General features: G+C 75.3%; 14 protein-coding genes and 1 pseudogene. 13 read left to right on the forward strand and 2 right to left on the reverse strand.

Features of this window, described 5'->3' with window-relative positions:
- Positions 1 to 94 precede the first annotated feature (94 nt).
- Positions 95 to 961 carry a metal ABC transporter permease gene (locus K353_RS22190; protein ID WP_111555296.1) on the forward strand — a complete coding sequence of 289 codons (867 nt, stop codon included), beginning with the start codon at positions 95 to 97 and terminating at the stop codon, positions 959 to 961.
- Here K353_RS22190 and K353_RS34910 read toward each other — a convergent pair.
- Positions 952 to 1,107, reverse strand: a complete 156-nt coding sequence (locus tag K353_RS34910; protein ID WP_199528196.1) for a DUF6131 family protein — start codon at positions 1,105 to 1,107, stop codon at positions 952 to 954. The two genes, K353_RS22190 and K353_RS34910, sit on opposite strands and share 10 nt — an antisense overlap.
- Positions 1,108 to 1,338: 231 nt before the next feature.
- On the opposite strand from K353_RS34910, the gene K353_RS22195 reads away from it, so the two are divergent.
- The 12 genes from K353_RS22195 (at position 1,339) to K353_RS22255 (ending at position 15,401) form a co-directional block, all read left to right on the forward strand.
- Entirely contained in the window at positions 1,339 to 2,106 is a 768-nt protein-coding gene (locus tag K353_RS22195) for an alpha/beta hydrolase (RefSeq protein ID WP_111555297.1), read from the forward strand.
- A gap of 520 nt (positions 2,107 to 2,626) precedes the next feature.
- A complete protein-coding gene (locus tag K353_RS22200) occupies positions 2,627 to 3,799 on the forward strand; it encodes a lytic polysaccharide monooxygenase (RefSeq protein ID WP_111555298.1) in 1,173 nt (390 codons plus the stop codon).
- A gap of 124 nt (positions 3,800 to 3,923) precedes the next feature.
- Entirely contained in the window at positions 3,924 to 5,183 is a 1,260-nt protein-coding gene (locus tag K353_RS22205; RefSeq protein ID WP_111555299.1) for a cellulose-binding domain-containing protein, read from the forward strand.
- Between the two features lie 222 nt (positions 5,184 to 5,405).
- Positions 5,406 to 6,533, forward strand: a complete 1,128-nt coding sequence (locus K353_RS22210; protein ID WP_111555300.1) for a nucleotide disphospho-sugar-binding domain-containing protein — start codon at positions 5,406 to 5,408, stop codon at positions 6,531 to 6,533.
- 321 nt (positions 6,534 to 6,854) lie between these two features.
- On the forward strand, positions 6,855 to 8,195 hold the full coding sequence (locus tag K353_RS22215) for a cytochrome P450 (protein ID WP_111555301.1): 1,341 nt from the start codon (positions 6,855 to 6,857) through the stop codon (positions 8,193 to 8,195).
- 68 nt (positions 8,196 to 8,263) lie between these two features.
- The gene (locus K353_RS22220; protein WP_111555302.1) at positions 8,264 to 9,394 is read left to right on the forward strand and encodes an acyl-CoA dehydrogenase family protein; all 1,131 of its coding nucleotides are present in this window, start codon (positions 8,264 to 8,266) and stop codon (positions 9,392 to 9,394) included.
- A gap of 4 nt (positions 9,395 to 9,398) precedes the next feature.
- Entirely contained in the window at positions 9,399 to 10,736 is a 1,338-nt protein-coding gene (locus K353_RS22225) for a GNAT family N-acetyltransferase (protein ID WP_199528197.1), read from the forward strand.
- On the forward strand, positions 10,723 to 11,178 hold the full coding sequence (locus K353_RS22230; protein WP_111555303.1) for a type II toxin-antitoxin system RatA family toxin: 456 nt from the start codon (positions 10,723 to 10,725) through the stop codon (positions 11,176 to 11,178). Before K353_RS22225 ends, K353_RS22230 begins: the two co-directional genes overlap by 14 nt.
- Positions 11,175 to 12,518, forward strand: a complete 1,344-nt coding sequence (locus K353_RS22240) for an aspartate aminotransferase family protein (protein WP_233533742.1) — start codon at positions 11,175 to 11,177, stop codon at positions 12,516 to 12,518. Before K353_RS22230 ends, K353_RS22240 begins: the two co-directional genes overlap by 4 nt.
- A 121-nt stretch (positions 12,519 to 12,639) precedes the next feature.
- Positions 12,640 to 13,038, forward strand: coding sequence for an acyl carrier protein (locus tag K353_RS22245; RefSeq protein ID WP_111555305.1), 399 nt, complete (start codon positions 12,640 to 12,642; stop codon positions 13,036 to 13,038).
- The gene (locus K353_RS22250; protein ID WP_111555306.1) at positions 13,035 to 14,288 is read left to right on the forward strand and encodes a beta-ketoacyl synthase; all 1,254 of its coding nucleotides are present in this window, start codon (positions 13,035 to 13,037) and stop codon (positions 14,286 to 14,288) included. The genes K353_RS22245 and K353_RS22250 overlap by 4 nt, the downstream gene beginning before the upstream one ends.
- Before the next feature lie 72 nt (positions 14,289 to 14,360).
- Complete coding sequence (locus tag K353_RS22255; protein WP_111555307.1) at positions 14,361 to 15,401, forward strand: SDR family oxidoreductase; 1,041 nt, start codon at positions 14,361 to 14,363, stop codon at positions 15,399 to 15,401.
- 59 nt (positions 15,402 to 15,460) lie between these two features.
- Here the strand turns inward: K353_RS22255 and K353_RS22260 are convergent.
- A pseudogene (locus K353_RS22260) lies at positions 15,461 to 15,746 on the reverse strand (1,4-beta-xylanase); the annotation flags it as partial.

Genomic DNA, 15,746 nt, shown 5'->3' on the forward strand with positions numbered 1-15,746 from the left:
GCACCGCCACCGCCGTCGCCGTCGTCCTCGCCATCGCTGCCGCCCTGCCGCCCGGTGGGTCCGGCCACCGCCCGCCCCCCGGAGCACCGGAACGATGAACGCCCTCCACCAGCCCTTCTTCCAGCACGCCCTGCTGGCCGGCACCGCGATCGCCCTCGCCTCCGGCCTGGTCGGGTACTTCCTGGTGCTGCGCGCCCAGACCTTCACCGGCGACACCCTCAGCCACGTCGCCTTCACCGGTGCCATGGCCGCCCTCGCCGGCGGCTACGACCTGCGGCTCGGCCTGTTCGCCGCCACGGTCGGCGCCGCCCTGCTGCTCGGCGCGCTCGGCCGCCGGGGCCGACCCGACGACGTGGTCATCGGCACCCTGTTCTCCTGGATCCTCGGCCTCGGCACCTTCTTCCTCACCCTGTACGCGACCCACCGCGGCGCCGACCGGGGCAACGCCGGGATCAGCGTCCTGTTCGGCTCCGTCTACGGCCTGGACGGCGCCCGGGCCGCCACCGCCGCCGCGATCGCGGCGCTCATCGCCGCGGCCGTCCTGCTGATCGCCCGCCCGCTGCTGTTCGCCACCCTCGACGACGCCGTCGCCGCCGCCCGCGGCGTGCGCACCGGCACGCTCGGCCTGGTCTTCCTCGCCCTGGTCGGCGCCTGCGCGGCCGAGGCCACCCAGGCGGTCGGCTCACTGCTCCTGCTCGGGCTGCTCGCCGCGCCCGCCGGCACCGCCGTCCGGCTCACCGACCGCCTCTACCGGGCGCTCGCCCTCTCCGCCGCCCTCGCCGTCCTGGAGATGTGGGCCGGACTCGCCCTCTCCGTCACGGTGCCCCGACTGCCGCCCAGCTTCAGCATCATGGCGGTCGCCACCGCCTGCTACGCCGCCGCGCTACCGGTCCGCCCGCAGGCCCGGGCCCGTCCGGCGGTCCGGCCGGCCGGGCCCTCGCGGGCCCCGGGTCACCAGTAGTGGCGGCGGCCGGCGATCTCGTGCCCCAGCGCGCCCGCGACCACCAGGCCGAGGCCGACGACGGCGAGCACGATGCCGATGGTCCACAGGACCGGGATGCCGGCGATCAAGCCGATGAGCAGGAGGACGACTCCGAGGGTGATCACGATGACCTCCGTTTCCGCTCCCCCTGGTGAAGCGGCGCTCCGCCGGACGGAGAGCGTGTCGGCGACGCCGGTGACACGAAGTTCGCAGTCGTACGGTACGGGCCCCAGTGTAGTCCGGACACCGGCGGGAGGCGTGTGGAGCGGGACCCCGCGAGGAGGACGTCCTCCGCGGGGCCGCGCACGGGCCGACAGGTACCGGGGGGTACCTGTCGGCTGCGTAGCGTCCTGGCCATGAGTACACCGCGAACGGAAACCTACGTCCTCGTCCACGGCGCCTGGCACAACGGGCGGGTCTGGGACCGGGTGGCACCCCTGCTGACCCGGGCCGGGCACCGCGTCCTCGCCCCCTCGCTCACCGGCCACGGCGAGCGGGAGCACCTGCTCGGCCCGGAGGTCGGGCTCGACACCCACGTCGCCGACGTCACCGGCCTGATACTGGCGGAGGACCTCACCGACGTGGTGCTGGTCGGGCACAGCTACGCGGGGTTGATCACGTCCGCCGTGGCCGACCGGCTCCCGGACCGGATCGCCGCACTGGTCCACCTCGACGCGATGGTCCCGGCCGACGGCGAGAGCGCGCTCGACATCATGCCCGTGACCCGGCACCTGCTCGAACTCGCCGCCGGCACCGACACCCCCTGGCGCATCCCGCCGCTGCCGGAACTACCGCCGCCCGCCGGTCTGTTCGGCGTCACCGACCCGGCGGACGCGGCCTGGCTGCGCACCCTGCTCTCCGACGAGTCCGCGCGCTGCTTCCAGCAGCCGGTCCGGCTGACCGACCCGGCCGCGGACGCCATCCCCCGGACCCACATCCACTGCGTCGGCAGCGCGCCGGAGGGCGTCGTCCGCCGCCCCGTCCCCGCGACGCAGCCCAACGGCACCCCGTCGCGGGTGTGGCAGCTGCGGAGCGGCCACGACTGCATGGTCACCGTGCCGGACCGACTGGCCGAACTCCTGCTGAAGGTCGTCCACGGCGGCGAGGAACCGCAACCCGCCTGATCCTGCGGCGAGTCGGCCTGAAGGTGCGCCATGGGTGAGGACCCGGCCGCCCCCGGCCCGGGGGCTTCTCCGGGTCCGACCCGGCGCGGTGGACGCTCACCCCGTGGTCCCCGGGCCTGGCGCCTCCAGCGGGGGCGAGTCCGTGGTGCATCCCGCTCACGGGTCTGCCCCGGACGGGAGCCGGGCCGACGCGCTGTGAACCGATCCATCGCGCACCGGCCCGTCGCGCACCGGCCCGTCGCGCACCGGCCCGCCGTGAACCGGTCCGTCACGAACCGGGGCCCCGCGCGGGCCGTGGCGCGGCGGACTCCCAACGCGTCTTCCTCCAGCCGGACTTGATCCATTCGATCCCGCGAAGCCACCCCGTTTACACGCACTTGACCGCCGGTTACTTTGGGCCTTGGGAGCGCTCCCACAAGGCTCCCCGCTCATGGCATGAGCATGGCTTTTCCCCAGTCAGACGGCCTGCCCGGCCGGGACGGCACGGGCGGGCCCCCTCCACCAAGGCGGTGAAAGTTTCATGTCACGACGCAAGACCCCATCGATCGTCGCGGCCCTCGCAACCGCGGCCGCGACGATCTGCGCGCTGCTGCTGGGGCTGCCCTCGGCGCACGCGCACGGCGTGGCGATCGTGCCGGGCTCGCGCACGTACCTGTGCTACCAGGACGGCCTCACCGGGACCGGTGCGCTGACGCCGACCAACCCGGCCTGCAAGGCCGCCGTCGCGCAGAGCGGGACGACCCCGCTCTACAACTGGTTCGCGGTGCTGGACTCCAACGCGAACGGACGCGGCCAGGGCTACGTCCCGGACGGCACCCTGTGCAGCGCCGGCAACAAGTCCCCCTACGACTTCTCCGCCTACAACGCGGCCCGGGACGACTGGCCCAAGACGCACCTCACCTCCGGTGCCGCGATCGAGGTCGACTACTCCAACTGGGCCGCCCACCCGGGTGAGTTCAGGATCTACCTGACCAGGCAGGGCTGGTCCCCGACCACCCCGCTGGCCTGGGCCGACCTGAGCCTGCTCACCACCGTCGCCAACCCGCCGCAGGTGGGCACCCCCGGGACCGACGGCGGCCACTACCGCTGGAACATGACCCTCCCGTCGGGCCGCAGCGGCCCCGCCGAGATGTTCATCCAGTGGGTGCGCTCGGACAGCCAGGAGAACTTCTTCTCCTGCTCCGACCTGGTCTTCGACGGCGGCAACGGCGAGGTGACCGGCATCCACCTGCCGACCTCCCCGACCTCCCCGACGCCCTCGCCCTCCCCGTCCGCGTCCCCGTCCTCCTCCCCGACGCCCTCGCCCTCCCCGTCCTCCCCGGGCAACTCCCCGTCCCCGCGCCCCTCGTCCTCGCCGAGCAGCTCGCCCACCGGTCCGATGCCGAGCAGCGGCTGCATGGCGACGTACAGCGTCGTCAACTCCTGGAACGGCGGCTTCCAGGCCGCGGTCGAGGTGATGAACCACAACACCTCGCCGATCACATCCTGGACGCTCCAGTGGCAGACGGGCACCGGCACCACGATCACCAGCCTGTGGAACGGTGCGCTGACCACCTCGGGCAGCGGCGTGACGGTGAAGAACGCCGCCTACAACGGCACCATCGCGGCGGACTCCAGCACCACCTTCGGCTTCACCGCCAACTCCACCGGCAACAACTTCCCGACCGGCTCCATCTCCTGCACCGCCGCCTGACCCCCGCGCCCCGGTCCGGGCCCGCCGCACCCCGCGGCCGGTCCGGACCGGGGCCCGCGCGAGCGCACGACCGCACGACCGTATGACCCACAGCCAACGTACCGACGACACAAGGAGGTTCGACATGGTACGGAGAGACACGAGCGTGCGCGGCGGTCGGCGCGGCCGGGAGGTGGTGTTCGCCGTGTGCACGGTGCTCGCGGTGGCCCTCGGACTGCTGACCGGGCTCGGCCAGCGTCCGGCCCCGGCCTGGGGCGCGGGCGGCGGGGCCTGCCAGGTCTCGTGGACGGGCAACCAGTGGACCGGCGGCTTCACCGCCCAGGTGTCGATCACCAACTCGGGTGCGGCGGTCAGCAGTTGGACGCTGACCTGGACGTTCGCGGCCGGCCAGCAGGTGACCTCGGGGTGGAACGCGCAGGTGAGTCAGCGCGGCACGGCCGTCACGGCGAGCAGCCTGAGCTACAACGGTTCGGTGGCCGCCGGTGGTTCGGTGGCCTTCGGGTTGCAGGGCACCTGGTCCGGCGGCAACCCGACCCCGACCGACTTCGCCTTCAACGGCGCCTCCTGTCAAGGCGGTTCGGCCACCCCGACCCCGGCCCCGACCCCGTCTCCCACCCCCAGTCCCAGTCCCAGCCCCAGCTCCACCCCGTCGCCCCCGCCCTCGCCCTCGCCCTCGGCCAGCTCCGGTGGGGGCTCCGGCTGTTCCGGAGCCGTGGTCTGCTCCGGCTTCGAGGACCAGAGCGGCAGCAGCCTGGGCGGTGACTGGACGGTCGCCGCCCCCGACTGCTCGGGCGCCGGCACGGTGACCGTCGACACTGCGGTCGCCCACGGCGGCAGCCGCTCGCTGCGGATCGACGGCCGGGCCGGCTACTGCAACCACGTGTTCGCGGCCACCACCAAGAACGTCTCCGCTGTCGGCCCCGTGGTCTACGGCCGGTACTGGGTCCGCCACACCACCGCGCTGCCGGCCGACCACATCGCCATGGTCACCATGGAGGACGCCGCCAACGGCAACAAGCACCTGCGCCTGGGCGGCCAGAACGGTGCCCTGCAGTGGAACCGCGAGTCCGACGACGCCACGCTGCCCGCGCAGAGCCCGGTCGGCGTCGCGCAGAGCGTGCCGCTGCCGGTCGACCAGTGGTCCTGCGTCCGCTTCGCCGTCGACACCACGAGGCAGTCCATGGACACCTGGCTGAACGACCGGCAGGTGCCCGGCCTGCACGACGACGGCGTCCCCACCGCGGACATCGACCAGCAGTGGCTCACCCGCACCACCGCCCCGCGGCCGACCACCCTGGACCTCGGCTGGGAGTCCTACGGCAACGGCGCCGACACCCTCTGGTACGACGACGTGGCCCTGGGCTCCGCACCGATCGCCTGCTGAACCGCACCGCCGTCGTTCCGGCAACCGCCGTCGCCGCCGCCCCGCCGGAGAGCAGACCGGAACCGGTTCGGCAAGAGTTTCGGCAGAACGTCCGATTATCGATCGTACTGGAAGGCGTAGCTGAGTTTCCGTCAGTTAATGGAGCGGGAGCGGCCGTACGCGGTACGGCCCGCTCCCGCGTGATTCCGTCGGCTGACGAAAGACCAGGAGACCACCGTGCGCATGCTCTTCACCGGACCGGCCGCGCCCACCCACCTGTTCCCGATGGTGCCGACCGCGCAGGCGCTGCGGGCCGCCGGGCACGAGGTGCTGTTCGCCTCGCCGGCGCCCTTCGACCAGCTCCGCCAGGCCGGGTTCCCGATCGTCGAGATCGGTGACGGCCGTCCGCTGCGCGACTCGTTCGAGGCGGTCACCCCCGCGGGGGAGTCCGTCCGCTACGCCCGGCCGCACCTGACCCAGGACGAGATCCTCGACCGGGCGGCGGTCGCCTTCGCCCACGCCTCGCGGGCCACCGTGGACGGCCTGTACGCCGTCGCCGACGGGTGGGGCGCGGACCTGCTGGTGCACGACTCCTGCCTGGCGTCCGCCCAACTGGTCGCCGCCAAGCTGAAGATCCCGGCCGCGCTGCACAACTTCGGCTTCACCTCCGGCCTGGACCTGGCGGCCCGGCTGGCCGACCACTTCACCGACCTCTACGAGGCGCACGGCGTCGCGGGACCGGCCGCCACCACCCCGCTGAACATCGTCCCGGAGTCGCTCGGCGGCGACCCCGGCGGGCTGCGGATGCGCTACCTGCCCTACAACGGGGGCGGCGTGGTGCCGGCCGACCTGCTGCGCCGCGGCGGGCGGGCCCGGGTCGCCGTCACGCTGGGCACCGTGGTCACCGAGGTGGACGGCGTGGACGCGATCGCCCGGCTGGTGGCCGCCGCCGCCGAGGTCGACGCGGACTTCCTGCTCGCCGTCGGCGGCGCCGACCTCGCCGCCCTCGGCACCCTCCCGGCCAACGTCCGGCCGCTGCCCTGGGTGCCGCTGGCGGAACTGCTGCGGGTCTGCGACGCGGTGGTGCACCACGGGGGCTCCGGCAGCGCGCTCACCGCCCTCCAGGCCGGTGTCCCGCAGCTCGTGCTGCCGCAGGGCGCCGACAACTTCACCGTCGCCGACACCCTGGTGGCGGCCGGTGCGGGCCTGCGCGCCACCTCCGGCGACGTCGACACCGCCCTGCTCACCCGCCTGGCCACCGACCCGGCCCTGCGCGCCGCCGCCACCCGGCTGCGCGCCGAGAACGAGGCGCTGCCGACCCCCGCCGCGACCGTCCCCGCGATCGAGGCCCTGGTGGCCGACCACCGCTGAGTCCCGGCCGGGGTCGTCGGGCGCCCCGATGCGCAGTCCGCCGTCGCCGGCGGCCGGGAACCGGCCTTTCCCGACCGCCGTCGGCGGCGGTGGCGAAACGCGTGCGGAAACGCGTGCGGGAACGGGCGCCGGGTTGGTCGTGGAAAAGGTGGGGGAGAATGATCTGACGGGCAGTAATTCCTATTGCCGGATGGGCACTTCCGTGAATTCCTGATGCGCGGGGTATTCGCATTCGGGTACTCTCTGTCCGAACGGCATGGAATTCCGGGTCGGTTCGACGGGCCTGGCGTGCGCGGCGGTGGGTGAAGGTGGGCGAGCTGGGTGAACGGTTCTGCGGCTGACCCGGAGGGTGCGCCGGGGGGTGCGTCGGCGGAGGTGCGGGCCGCCCTGGCGGCGGTCTTCGACCCCGCGCTCCGGGCCGATCCGTACGGGCCGCTGGCGGTGCTGCGCGAGGCCGCCCCGGTGCTGTACGACGAGGAGTCAGGGACGCGGTTCCTGACCGGGTTCGCCGACTGCCAGGCCGTGCTGGCGGGCCCCGACTTCGTGGTGCCGGACGGGCCGTGGCTGGCGCGGGAGCACCCCGAGTGGGCGGCCCGCCCGGCGGCGGACTTCTTCTACGCCTCGCTGCTGGGGACGAACGGGGCCGCGCACGAGCGGCTGCGCGGGCCGCTGACGGCCGTGTTCGGGCCGCGCCGGGCGGCGGAGCTGTCGGCGGGCGTGGAGAAGGTCGTCGACGAATTGCTCGACCGTTTCGAGGACGCCACCTCGGACGGCGGGGCGGCCGATTTCCAGGCGCTGGTCGGGTACCCGCTGCCGGTCGCCGTGGTCGGCGAGCTGATCGGCGTGCCCCGGGCGGAGCAGGAGCGCTTCCACCGGCTGGGGCGGGACGCCGCCCGGCTGCTGGAGCCGGTGCGCTCGGACGAGGACTGGCGGCGGGCGGACACCGCGGTGACCGCGCTGCGGGAGTACTTCACCGGCCTGCTGCGCGAACGCCGCGCCCGCCCGGCCGAGGACCTCGCCTCCGCGCTGCTGGCCCGCGCACGGCCGTCCGCCGCCCGCGCACAGCAGCCCGCCGACCGCAGACGGCCGTCCGCCGCCCGTGAACGGTCGTCCACCGAGAACGAACCCCCGCTCGGTGAGCGGGAGTTGGCGGATCTCCTGCTGCTGGTCTTCGTCGCCGGGTTCGAGACCACGGCCGGCCTGCTGGGCACCGCGGTGTCCGCGCTGCTGGCCCACCCGGAGCAGGCCGCGCTGCTGCGGGCCGACCCGGGGCTGCTGCCCGGCGCGGTCGAGGAGGCGCTGCGCTGGGACGGGCCGGTGCTGATGACCGAGCGGCTGGCCGCCCGTCCCACCGAGGTGGGCGGGGTGGCCGTCCCGGCCGGGGGCAGCGTGACCGCGGTGCTGGGCGCCGCGAACCGGGACCCGCGCCGCTACCCGGACCCGGACGCGTTCCTGGTCACCCGCCCGGACGTCCGCGTGCTGAGCTTCGGCGCCGGGCCGCACTACTGCTTCGGCGCGGCCCTGGCCCGGCTGGAGACGGCCGTCCTGCTGGGCCGGCTGTCGGCCCGCTTCCCCCGGCTCGCCCCGGCCGGCCCGCCGGTGCGCCGCGCCTCCGCCTGCCTGCGCTCGTTCGACGCGCTGCCGCTGGCGGCCACCGGCTAGCGCCGCGCCGGTCGCCCGCCGAACGACCCCAGGCCGGGTCGTACCGCCCCTCCCCGAAGGACGTGCCCGTGAACTTCCTGCACCGCGAACGCGCCGAACTCGAAGCGCTCATGCCCGGGTTGGACCGGGCGCTGGCCCGCCACCCGCTGGCCGAACTGGAGCAGGCGCCCAGCCCGGCGATCGCCGCCTTCAAGGAGGCCGGCGGCCCCGGGCTGCTGGTGCCCGCCGCCCACTCCGGCGCCGGGGCGAGCGCGCTGCAGGCCGTCCGGGTGCAGCGCGCGGTCGGCGCCCGCTGCCCCTCGCTCGCGGTGGCCACCACCATGCACCACTTCTCGGTCGCGGGCCTGGTCGAGGCCGCCGAGTACTCCGACGGCCCGGAGGGGATGCTGCTGGAGACCGTCGCCAAGCAGCGGCTGCTGGTCGCCTCCGCCTTCGCCGAGGGCCGCCCGGGCCGGAACATCCTCACCCCGCACCTCACCGCCGAGCGGCGCGGCGACCGGATCGTGCTGAACGGCAGCAAGATGCCGTGCAGCCTCTCCCGCTCGATGGACCTGCTGACCGCCTCCGTCGCCCTGCCCGGCCCGGACGGCGTACCGCGGCTGGCGGTCGCGCTGATCCCGGCCGACAGCCCCGGCATCACCGTCCACCCGTTCTGGGGCACGCCGATCCTGGCGGGCGCCGAGAGCGAGGAAGTCCGGCTCACCGAGGTCGAGTTGGACCCGGGCATGGTGGTGGCCACCGAGGTCACCGCCGACGCGGTGCCGGACGCGCTCAACGTCGCGGGCTTCCTCTGGTTCGAACTGCTGCTGACCGCCGGCTACCTCGGCGTCGCCAGCGCCCTGGTCGAGCGCGTCCTCCAGCGCCCCGGCGCCGACGGGGACGACCCGACGCCGTACCTCGTCCCGGTCGAGGGCGCGATGCTGGCCGTGGAGGCCGTCGCCCGGGCGATGGCCGAGGAGGAGTGGGACGAGGCGCTGCTGGTCCGGGCGCTGACCGCCCGCTACGCCGCGCAGGACGCGATCGCCGAGACCACCCGGACCTGCCTGGCCGCGCTCGGCGGAATGTCCTTCATCGGCTCGCCGGACGGCGCCTACCTCGCCTCCGCCGCCGTCGGCCTGACCTTCCACCCGCCCGCCCGCGCCAGGATGGCCCGCCCGCTGCGGGAGTACCTGGACGGCCGCCCGCTGCGGATCGGCTGAACCGGTGGAACGAGCGGACGCGGCCCCGGCGGAGCAGTCGGACGCGGCACCGGCCGATCGTTCGGACGCGCCGCCGGCCGAGCACGCGGACGCGGCACCGGTCCGGCTCGAAGTGCTGCGCAGCATCGACCGGTTGCCGCCCGGCAGCTGGGAACGGCTGGCCCCCGCGGGCGACCCGATGTGGTCCCGGAGCGTCTTCCGCGCCCTGGAGCGCAGCCGGGTCGGGCCCGCCGGGTACGCCTACCTGACGGTGCGCCGGGGCGGCGAGACCGTCGCGGTGCTGCCGCTCTGCCTCTTCCCCGACCTGCGGCTCGACCGGATCGTCGGCCCGCACGAGCGCCGCCTGCTCGCCCCGCTGCGCCGCCTCGCGCCCCGCCTGCTGCGGGTGCCGATGCTGTTCTGCGGCCACCTGCTCGGCCAGGGCCACGTCCTGGCGGCCGAGCCGCTCGACGGGCCGACCGGGCGGCTGCTGGTCACCGCCGTCCTGGACTTCGCCCGGCGCGAACGGCTCGGCACCGTGGTCTTCAAGGACTTCGCCGGGCCCGACCTCGCCCCGCTGCGCGCCCCGCTCACGGAGGCCGGCTTCTTCCTCGCCCCGAGCCTTCCCGACACCGAACTCGCCCTGCCCATCGACTCGTTCGAGCAGTACCTGGCCGCGCTCCCGGCCAAACCGCGCCGCAACGCCCGGGCCAAGATCCGCCGCTTCGGCTCCCGTCCCGGCCTGCGGATCGAGGTGCTGGCCGCGTTCGACCACCTGCTGCCCGACCTGCTCGCCCTGTACGGGCAGGTGATGGACCGCGCCGACCAGACCCTGGACGTACTGGACCACGCCTTCCTGGCCGCCCTCGCCGCCGATCCGCTCAGCCGCCTGGTGGCCTGCTTCGAGGGGGAGCGGCTGGTCGGCTTCCTGCTCTGCCTCTTCACCGCGCAGCCCGGCGCGGGCGGTGCGGAGAGCGCGGGCGGCGAAGGCGGTGCGGGGGGCGCGGACGGGACCGTGCCGGGGGCGACCGGGGCCCGGATCGGCCTGGACTACCGGCTGGCCCACGACGCCGCGCTCTACCACAACCTGCACTACGCGGCCGTCCGGCTGGCGATGGACACCGGCTGCCGGCACATCCGCTTCGCCCAGACCGCGTACCTGCCCAAGGTGGAGATGGGCTGCGCGCTGATCGAGCAGTGGCACGCGATGACCCACGTCCGGCCGCTGCCCCGCGCGGTGCTCCGCCGGCTCCTCCCGCCCGCCCTGGCCGCCGCCCGCGCCCAGGCGCTGGACCCGCCCGGCGGCACCGGCCCCGCACCCCGTTCCCGCACCGAAGAGAGGCCCCCGCATGCCGCACGTTGAAGTGGAACTGCCCGTCGCCGCGGCGCCCGAGGACGCCTGGCCGGTGGTGGTGGACGTCCTCGGCTACCCCGCCTGCATGGAGAGCGTCGACTCGGTCGAACTCGTCGAGCAGCCCGACGAGCGGCACCGCACCACCGCCTGGTCGGTCCGGCTCAAGGGCTCGGTGCTGCGCTGGACCGAGGCCGAGGTGATCGACCACGCCGCCCGCCGCTTCGACTTCGAACAGACCAGCGGCGACCTCGGCGCGTTCACCGGCCACTGGTCGGTGTCGCCCGCGCCCGGCGGCGGCAGCACCGTCGCCCTGCACGTCGACTTCGACATCGGCATCCCGCTGCTCGCCGAGATGCTCAACCCGGTCGCGGCGGACGCCCTGCGCGAGAGCGCCGCCCAGATGCTCGGCGCCCTCGAACAGCGGCTCCTGCTCCAGGGGGCCACCCGGTGACCACCACCGCACCCGACACCGCCGCCGCACCCGACACCACCGCCGCACCCGACACCGCCGCCACATCCGACACCGCCGCCACATCCGACACCGCCACCGATCCCGCGGTGGTCTTCGACCGGCTGCGGCGCCACCTCTCCCCGAAGCTCGCCCTGACCGGCGGCTTCGCCGGGCGCGGCGCGGTGGAGGCGGCCGGCGAGGGCTGCCGGGTGACGCTCTCCGACGGCCGCACCGCGCTGGACTTCGGCTCCTACGCCGTCACCCTGCTCGGCCACCGCCACCCCGCGGTCACCGCGGCCGTCCGCGCCCAGTTGGACACCATGCCCACCGCGACCCGCAGCCTGGCCAACCCGGTCACCGCCGAGGCCGCCGCCCGGCTCAGCGGCTACCTCGGGGACGTCCTCCCGAAGGTGTACTTCGGCCTGAACGGGGCCGACGTGGTCGAGGTCGCCGTGAAACTGGCCCGGCTGGCCACCGGCCGCCCCCGGGTGCTGGCGGTGCGCGGCGGCTTCCACGGCAAGTCGCAGGGCGCCCTCGCGCTCACCCACAGCCCGCTCTACCGCCGGGGCCTGCTCGGCTGCGAGGTGGACGTGGTCCACGTCGACGCCGAGGACCCGGCGGCGGTCGGCCGGGAGACCGCCGGCGGCCGGGTGGCCGCCGTCGTGCTGGAACCGGTGCAGGGCGAGAACGGCGCCCTACCGCTGCCCGTCGGGGTGCTGCGGCAGTGGTGCGAGGACGCGGCACGGCACGGCGCCTTCGTGATCGCCGACGAGATCCAGTGCGGCCTGCGCCGCTGCGGCGAACGCTCGGTCGCCCTCGCCGACGGGCTGCCCGTCGACGCGGTCCTGCTCGGCAAGCCGCTGGGCGGCGGCGTCGTCCCGCTCTCCGCGCTGCTCTGCTCGGAGCGGCTGTACGCGCCGCTGGCGGCCGACCCGTTCCTGCACTCGGCGACCTTCGGCGGCCACCCGCTGAGCTGCGCCGCCGTCCCCGCCGCCCTCGACGCGATCGAGGAACTCGCCGACCACGGACGCGAGTTGGCCGCCCAACTGGACGCCGCACTGACCGGCCTGCACGAGCGCCACCCGGACGTGGTGCGGGCCGTGCCCGGCCGCGGCCTGCTGCGCGGCCTCGACTGCGCCTCCCCGCAGGCGGCCGGGGCGATGGTGCTCGAACTCGCCGCCGCCGGACTGCTGGTCTCCCCGTGCCTGAGCCGCCCGACCACCGTCCGGCTGCTTCCGCCGCTGATCGGCACGGCGGCCGAACTCGCCGAGGCGACCGCCATCCTGGACGCCGCGCTCACCGCCACCGGGCGCACCCTGCGCACGGGCGGCACCGGCTGACCACGCCCGACGGGCCGCGCACGGCGTACGACACGCGCTGCGCGGCGCACGACACCGGCCGACCGCGGCCGGTGCGGAGTACGGAGAGAGCCGCCCGGTGCGGCGGAAGGAGCGAACCCAGGTGCCCACACGAGAGGAACTGGCCGTGACGGTCAGGGCGGTCATCTCCGACGTCCTCGGCACGGACCCGGACGAGCTGCGGGAACGGACCAGCCTGGCCGAGGACTACGGCGTCGACAGCCTCGAACTCATGGAGATCGGCGCCCGGTTGGAGCGGACGCTGCGCCTGCGGATCGACCCCGACGACCTGGTCTCGGCCCGCGACGTCGGCCACGCCATCGACCTGCTGCGCGCCCGGCTGGACGACCCCGCGACCGCCGCGCCCGGCAGCCGGCTGCACGGCGCGGTGATCGACCTGTCGGCCCCGACGCCCGTCCCCGCCCCGCCCGTCGCCGCCCCGCCCGCCGCCGTCGCCGTCACCGCCGCCCCCACCGTCCCCGCGCCGGAGGGCCCCGCGTGAGCCCGCGGGACCGGCACCCCTCGGGCGGGCACCGGGTCGCCGTCACCGGCATCGGCGTGAAGTCCCCGGCGGGCAACAGCCTCGACGAGGTGTTCGCCGCGGTGCTGGCCGGCCGGTCCGTCGCGGCCCGGGTGGAGCGGCTGGTCGAGGCCGACCTGCCGGTCCACTTCGCCTGCCTGGTACCGGAGTTCGACCCGGAGCGCTACCTCAGCCGACGCGAGGCCCGGCAGATCGACCGCCCGGCCCAGCTGCTGCTGTGCGCCGCCGACGACGCGCTGGCCGACGCCGCCCTGCCCGCCGACCGCCGGCCCGACCGGATCGGCGTGCAGATCGGCACCGGCATCGGCGGGCTGTCCAGCATGGAGGCCGCCACCGCGGGCTTCGTCGACCGCCCCCGGGACCTGCCGGTGCACACCGTCCCGCGCACCATGGCCAACTCGCCCGCCTGCCGCATCGCGCTGCGCCACGGCTTCCAGGGCGTCTGCACCACCTACTCCAGCGCCTGCGCCAGCGGCGGCACCGCGCTGGGCGAGGCCGCCCGCCGCATCCGGTACGGCGAGCTGGACGTGGCGGTGGCCGGCGGCGTCGACGCGGCGGTCAGCACGGTGGTGATGGGCGCCTTCGCCCGGATGCGCGCGCTCTCCACCCGCAACGACCGGCCCGCCCTGGCCAGCCGCCCGTTCGACGCCGACCGGGACGGCTTCGTGATGGGCGAGGGCGCCGCCGTCCTGGTGCTCGAACGCTGGGAGTCGGCCCGGGCCCGCGGCGCCGTCATCCACGGCGAGATCGCCGGCTACGCCGAGAACTGCGACGCCTTCCACATCGCCGCCCCGCACGAGGACGGCGAGGTCGCCGCCCGCTGCATGCGGCAGGCCGTCGCCGACGCCGGGCTCTCCCTCGCCGACATCGGCCACATCAGCGCGCACGGCACCTCCACCGTGCCGGGCGACCGCGCCGAGGCCCGGGCCATCGAACGCTGTTACGACGGCCAGTCGCCGCCGGTCACCGCGGTCAAGGGCGTCACCGGCCACCTGATCGGCGCGGCGGGCGCGCTGGCGGCCGCCCTCGCCCTGCGCAGCGCGGCCCGCGCGCTGGTGCCGCCGATCGCCAACCTGCACGACAGCCCCGAGGGCGGCCGGATCGACCTGGTGCACGGCGCGCCGCGCGCCCTCGCGCCCGCGCCGGTGCTGTCCAACGCCTTCGGGTTCGGCGGCCAGAACTCCTGCCTGGTGCTCGCGCCCCCGCCCTGAGCGGCCCCCGCCCTGAGCCGCCCACGTTCTGACCCACCCCTCCAGCAGACCTCCAGCAGAGGAACCAAGCAGATGCGAGTCCTTCTCACCGGGGCGACCGGAGTGGTCGGCACCGAACTCGCCCACCAGTTGCGCACCGTGGCCGCCGCCCAGGGCCACCCGCTCGACCTCGTCCCGGTCGCCCGGCGCGGCGGCGGCACCGCCCTGCCCTGGCGGATGGGCGCCGAACCGCCGCCCGCCGCCCTCGCCGGGCACTGGGACGTCATCGTGCACGCCGCGGCCAGCACCCGCTGGACCCTCGGCCGGGACGAGGCGGTCGCCGCCAACCTCGACCCGCTGCGCGCCGTCCTCGCCCTCGCCGACCGCGACACCCACCTCGTCCAGGTCTCCACCGCGTACGTCGGCGGCGAGCGCAACCCCGAGGACCTGCGCGGCGCCGAGTTCGAGGGCTACCGCAACGGCTACGAGTGGTCGAAGGCCCGCTGCGAGGAGATCGCCCGCGACGAGCACCCCGGACCGCTCACCCTGGTCCGCCCGCCGCTGGTCGTCGGCCGCCGCACCACCGGCGAGATCGCCCGCTTCTCCGGCCCGTACACCATGCTCCAGGCCCTCGTCTCCGGCACCGCCGCCGTGGTGGTCGGCGACCCGGCGGGCCACGCCGAGATCAGCCCCGTCGACGAGGTCGCCGCCGCCCTGACCGCCGCCGTCCTGGACGCCCCGCCCGACCGGCCGCGCACCGAGGTGATCGCCGCCGGGCCCGACAGCCTCGACCTCGACACCCTGCTCGACGTCATCTGCACCACCCTCAACGACTTCCGCGCCGCGCACGGCGCCACCCCCGTCGAACGGCCGCCGCTGGTGTCCGTCGACAGCTGGGAGCGCTTCTTCCTCCCGCTCTCCGACCAGTACCTCTCCCCGATCCAGGGCCAGGCCGTCAGACTCCTCGCCATGTTCCAGAGCTATACCAGCATGCGCCGCCCCTTCGAACCCACCTGGAAGGTCCCCGACCCGGCCGCCGCCATGGCCGCCTCCGTCCGCCACTGGGCCGAACGCCGCCCCCGCCTCGCCCTGGCCCGCCCCGAACCCTGGACCCTGCTCGGCCCCGGCGGCTGAGCGCACCCGCCGGTGCGCTCAGCCGCCGGGGCCGGGGAGTCGTGGCCAGGCGGTGGGGGTCAGGTGGTGGTGCAGGTGGTGGTGGGCCAGGTGGTGGAGCCGTTCTTCATGATGGTCATGCCCCAGGTGTTGCCGGAGCCGTTGGGGGTGGCGACGAGGGTCTGGGCGTCGGGGTAGGTGGTGGTGGCGTTCCAGGTGGAGCTGACCTTCTCGGGGGTGGGCACCTTGACGGTGACCTTCCAGGTGCTGGAGCCGGTGACGGTGACGTTGAGGTTGTAGCGGTCGCTCCAGGAGGTGCCGGCGGAGAGGGTGGCGGTGCAGCTCCCGCCGCCGGTGCCACCGCCC

Source organism: Kitasatospora sp. SolWspMP-SS2h, assembly GCF_003259315.1.
GTDB lineage: Bacteria > Actinomycetota > Actinomycetes > Streptomycetales > Streptomycetaceae > Kitasatospora > Kitasatospora fiedleri.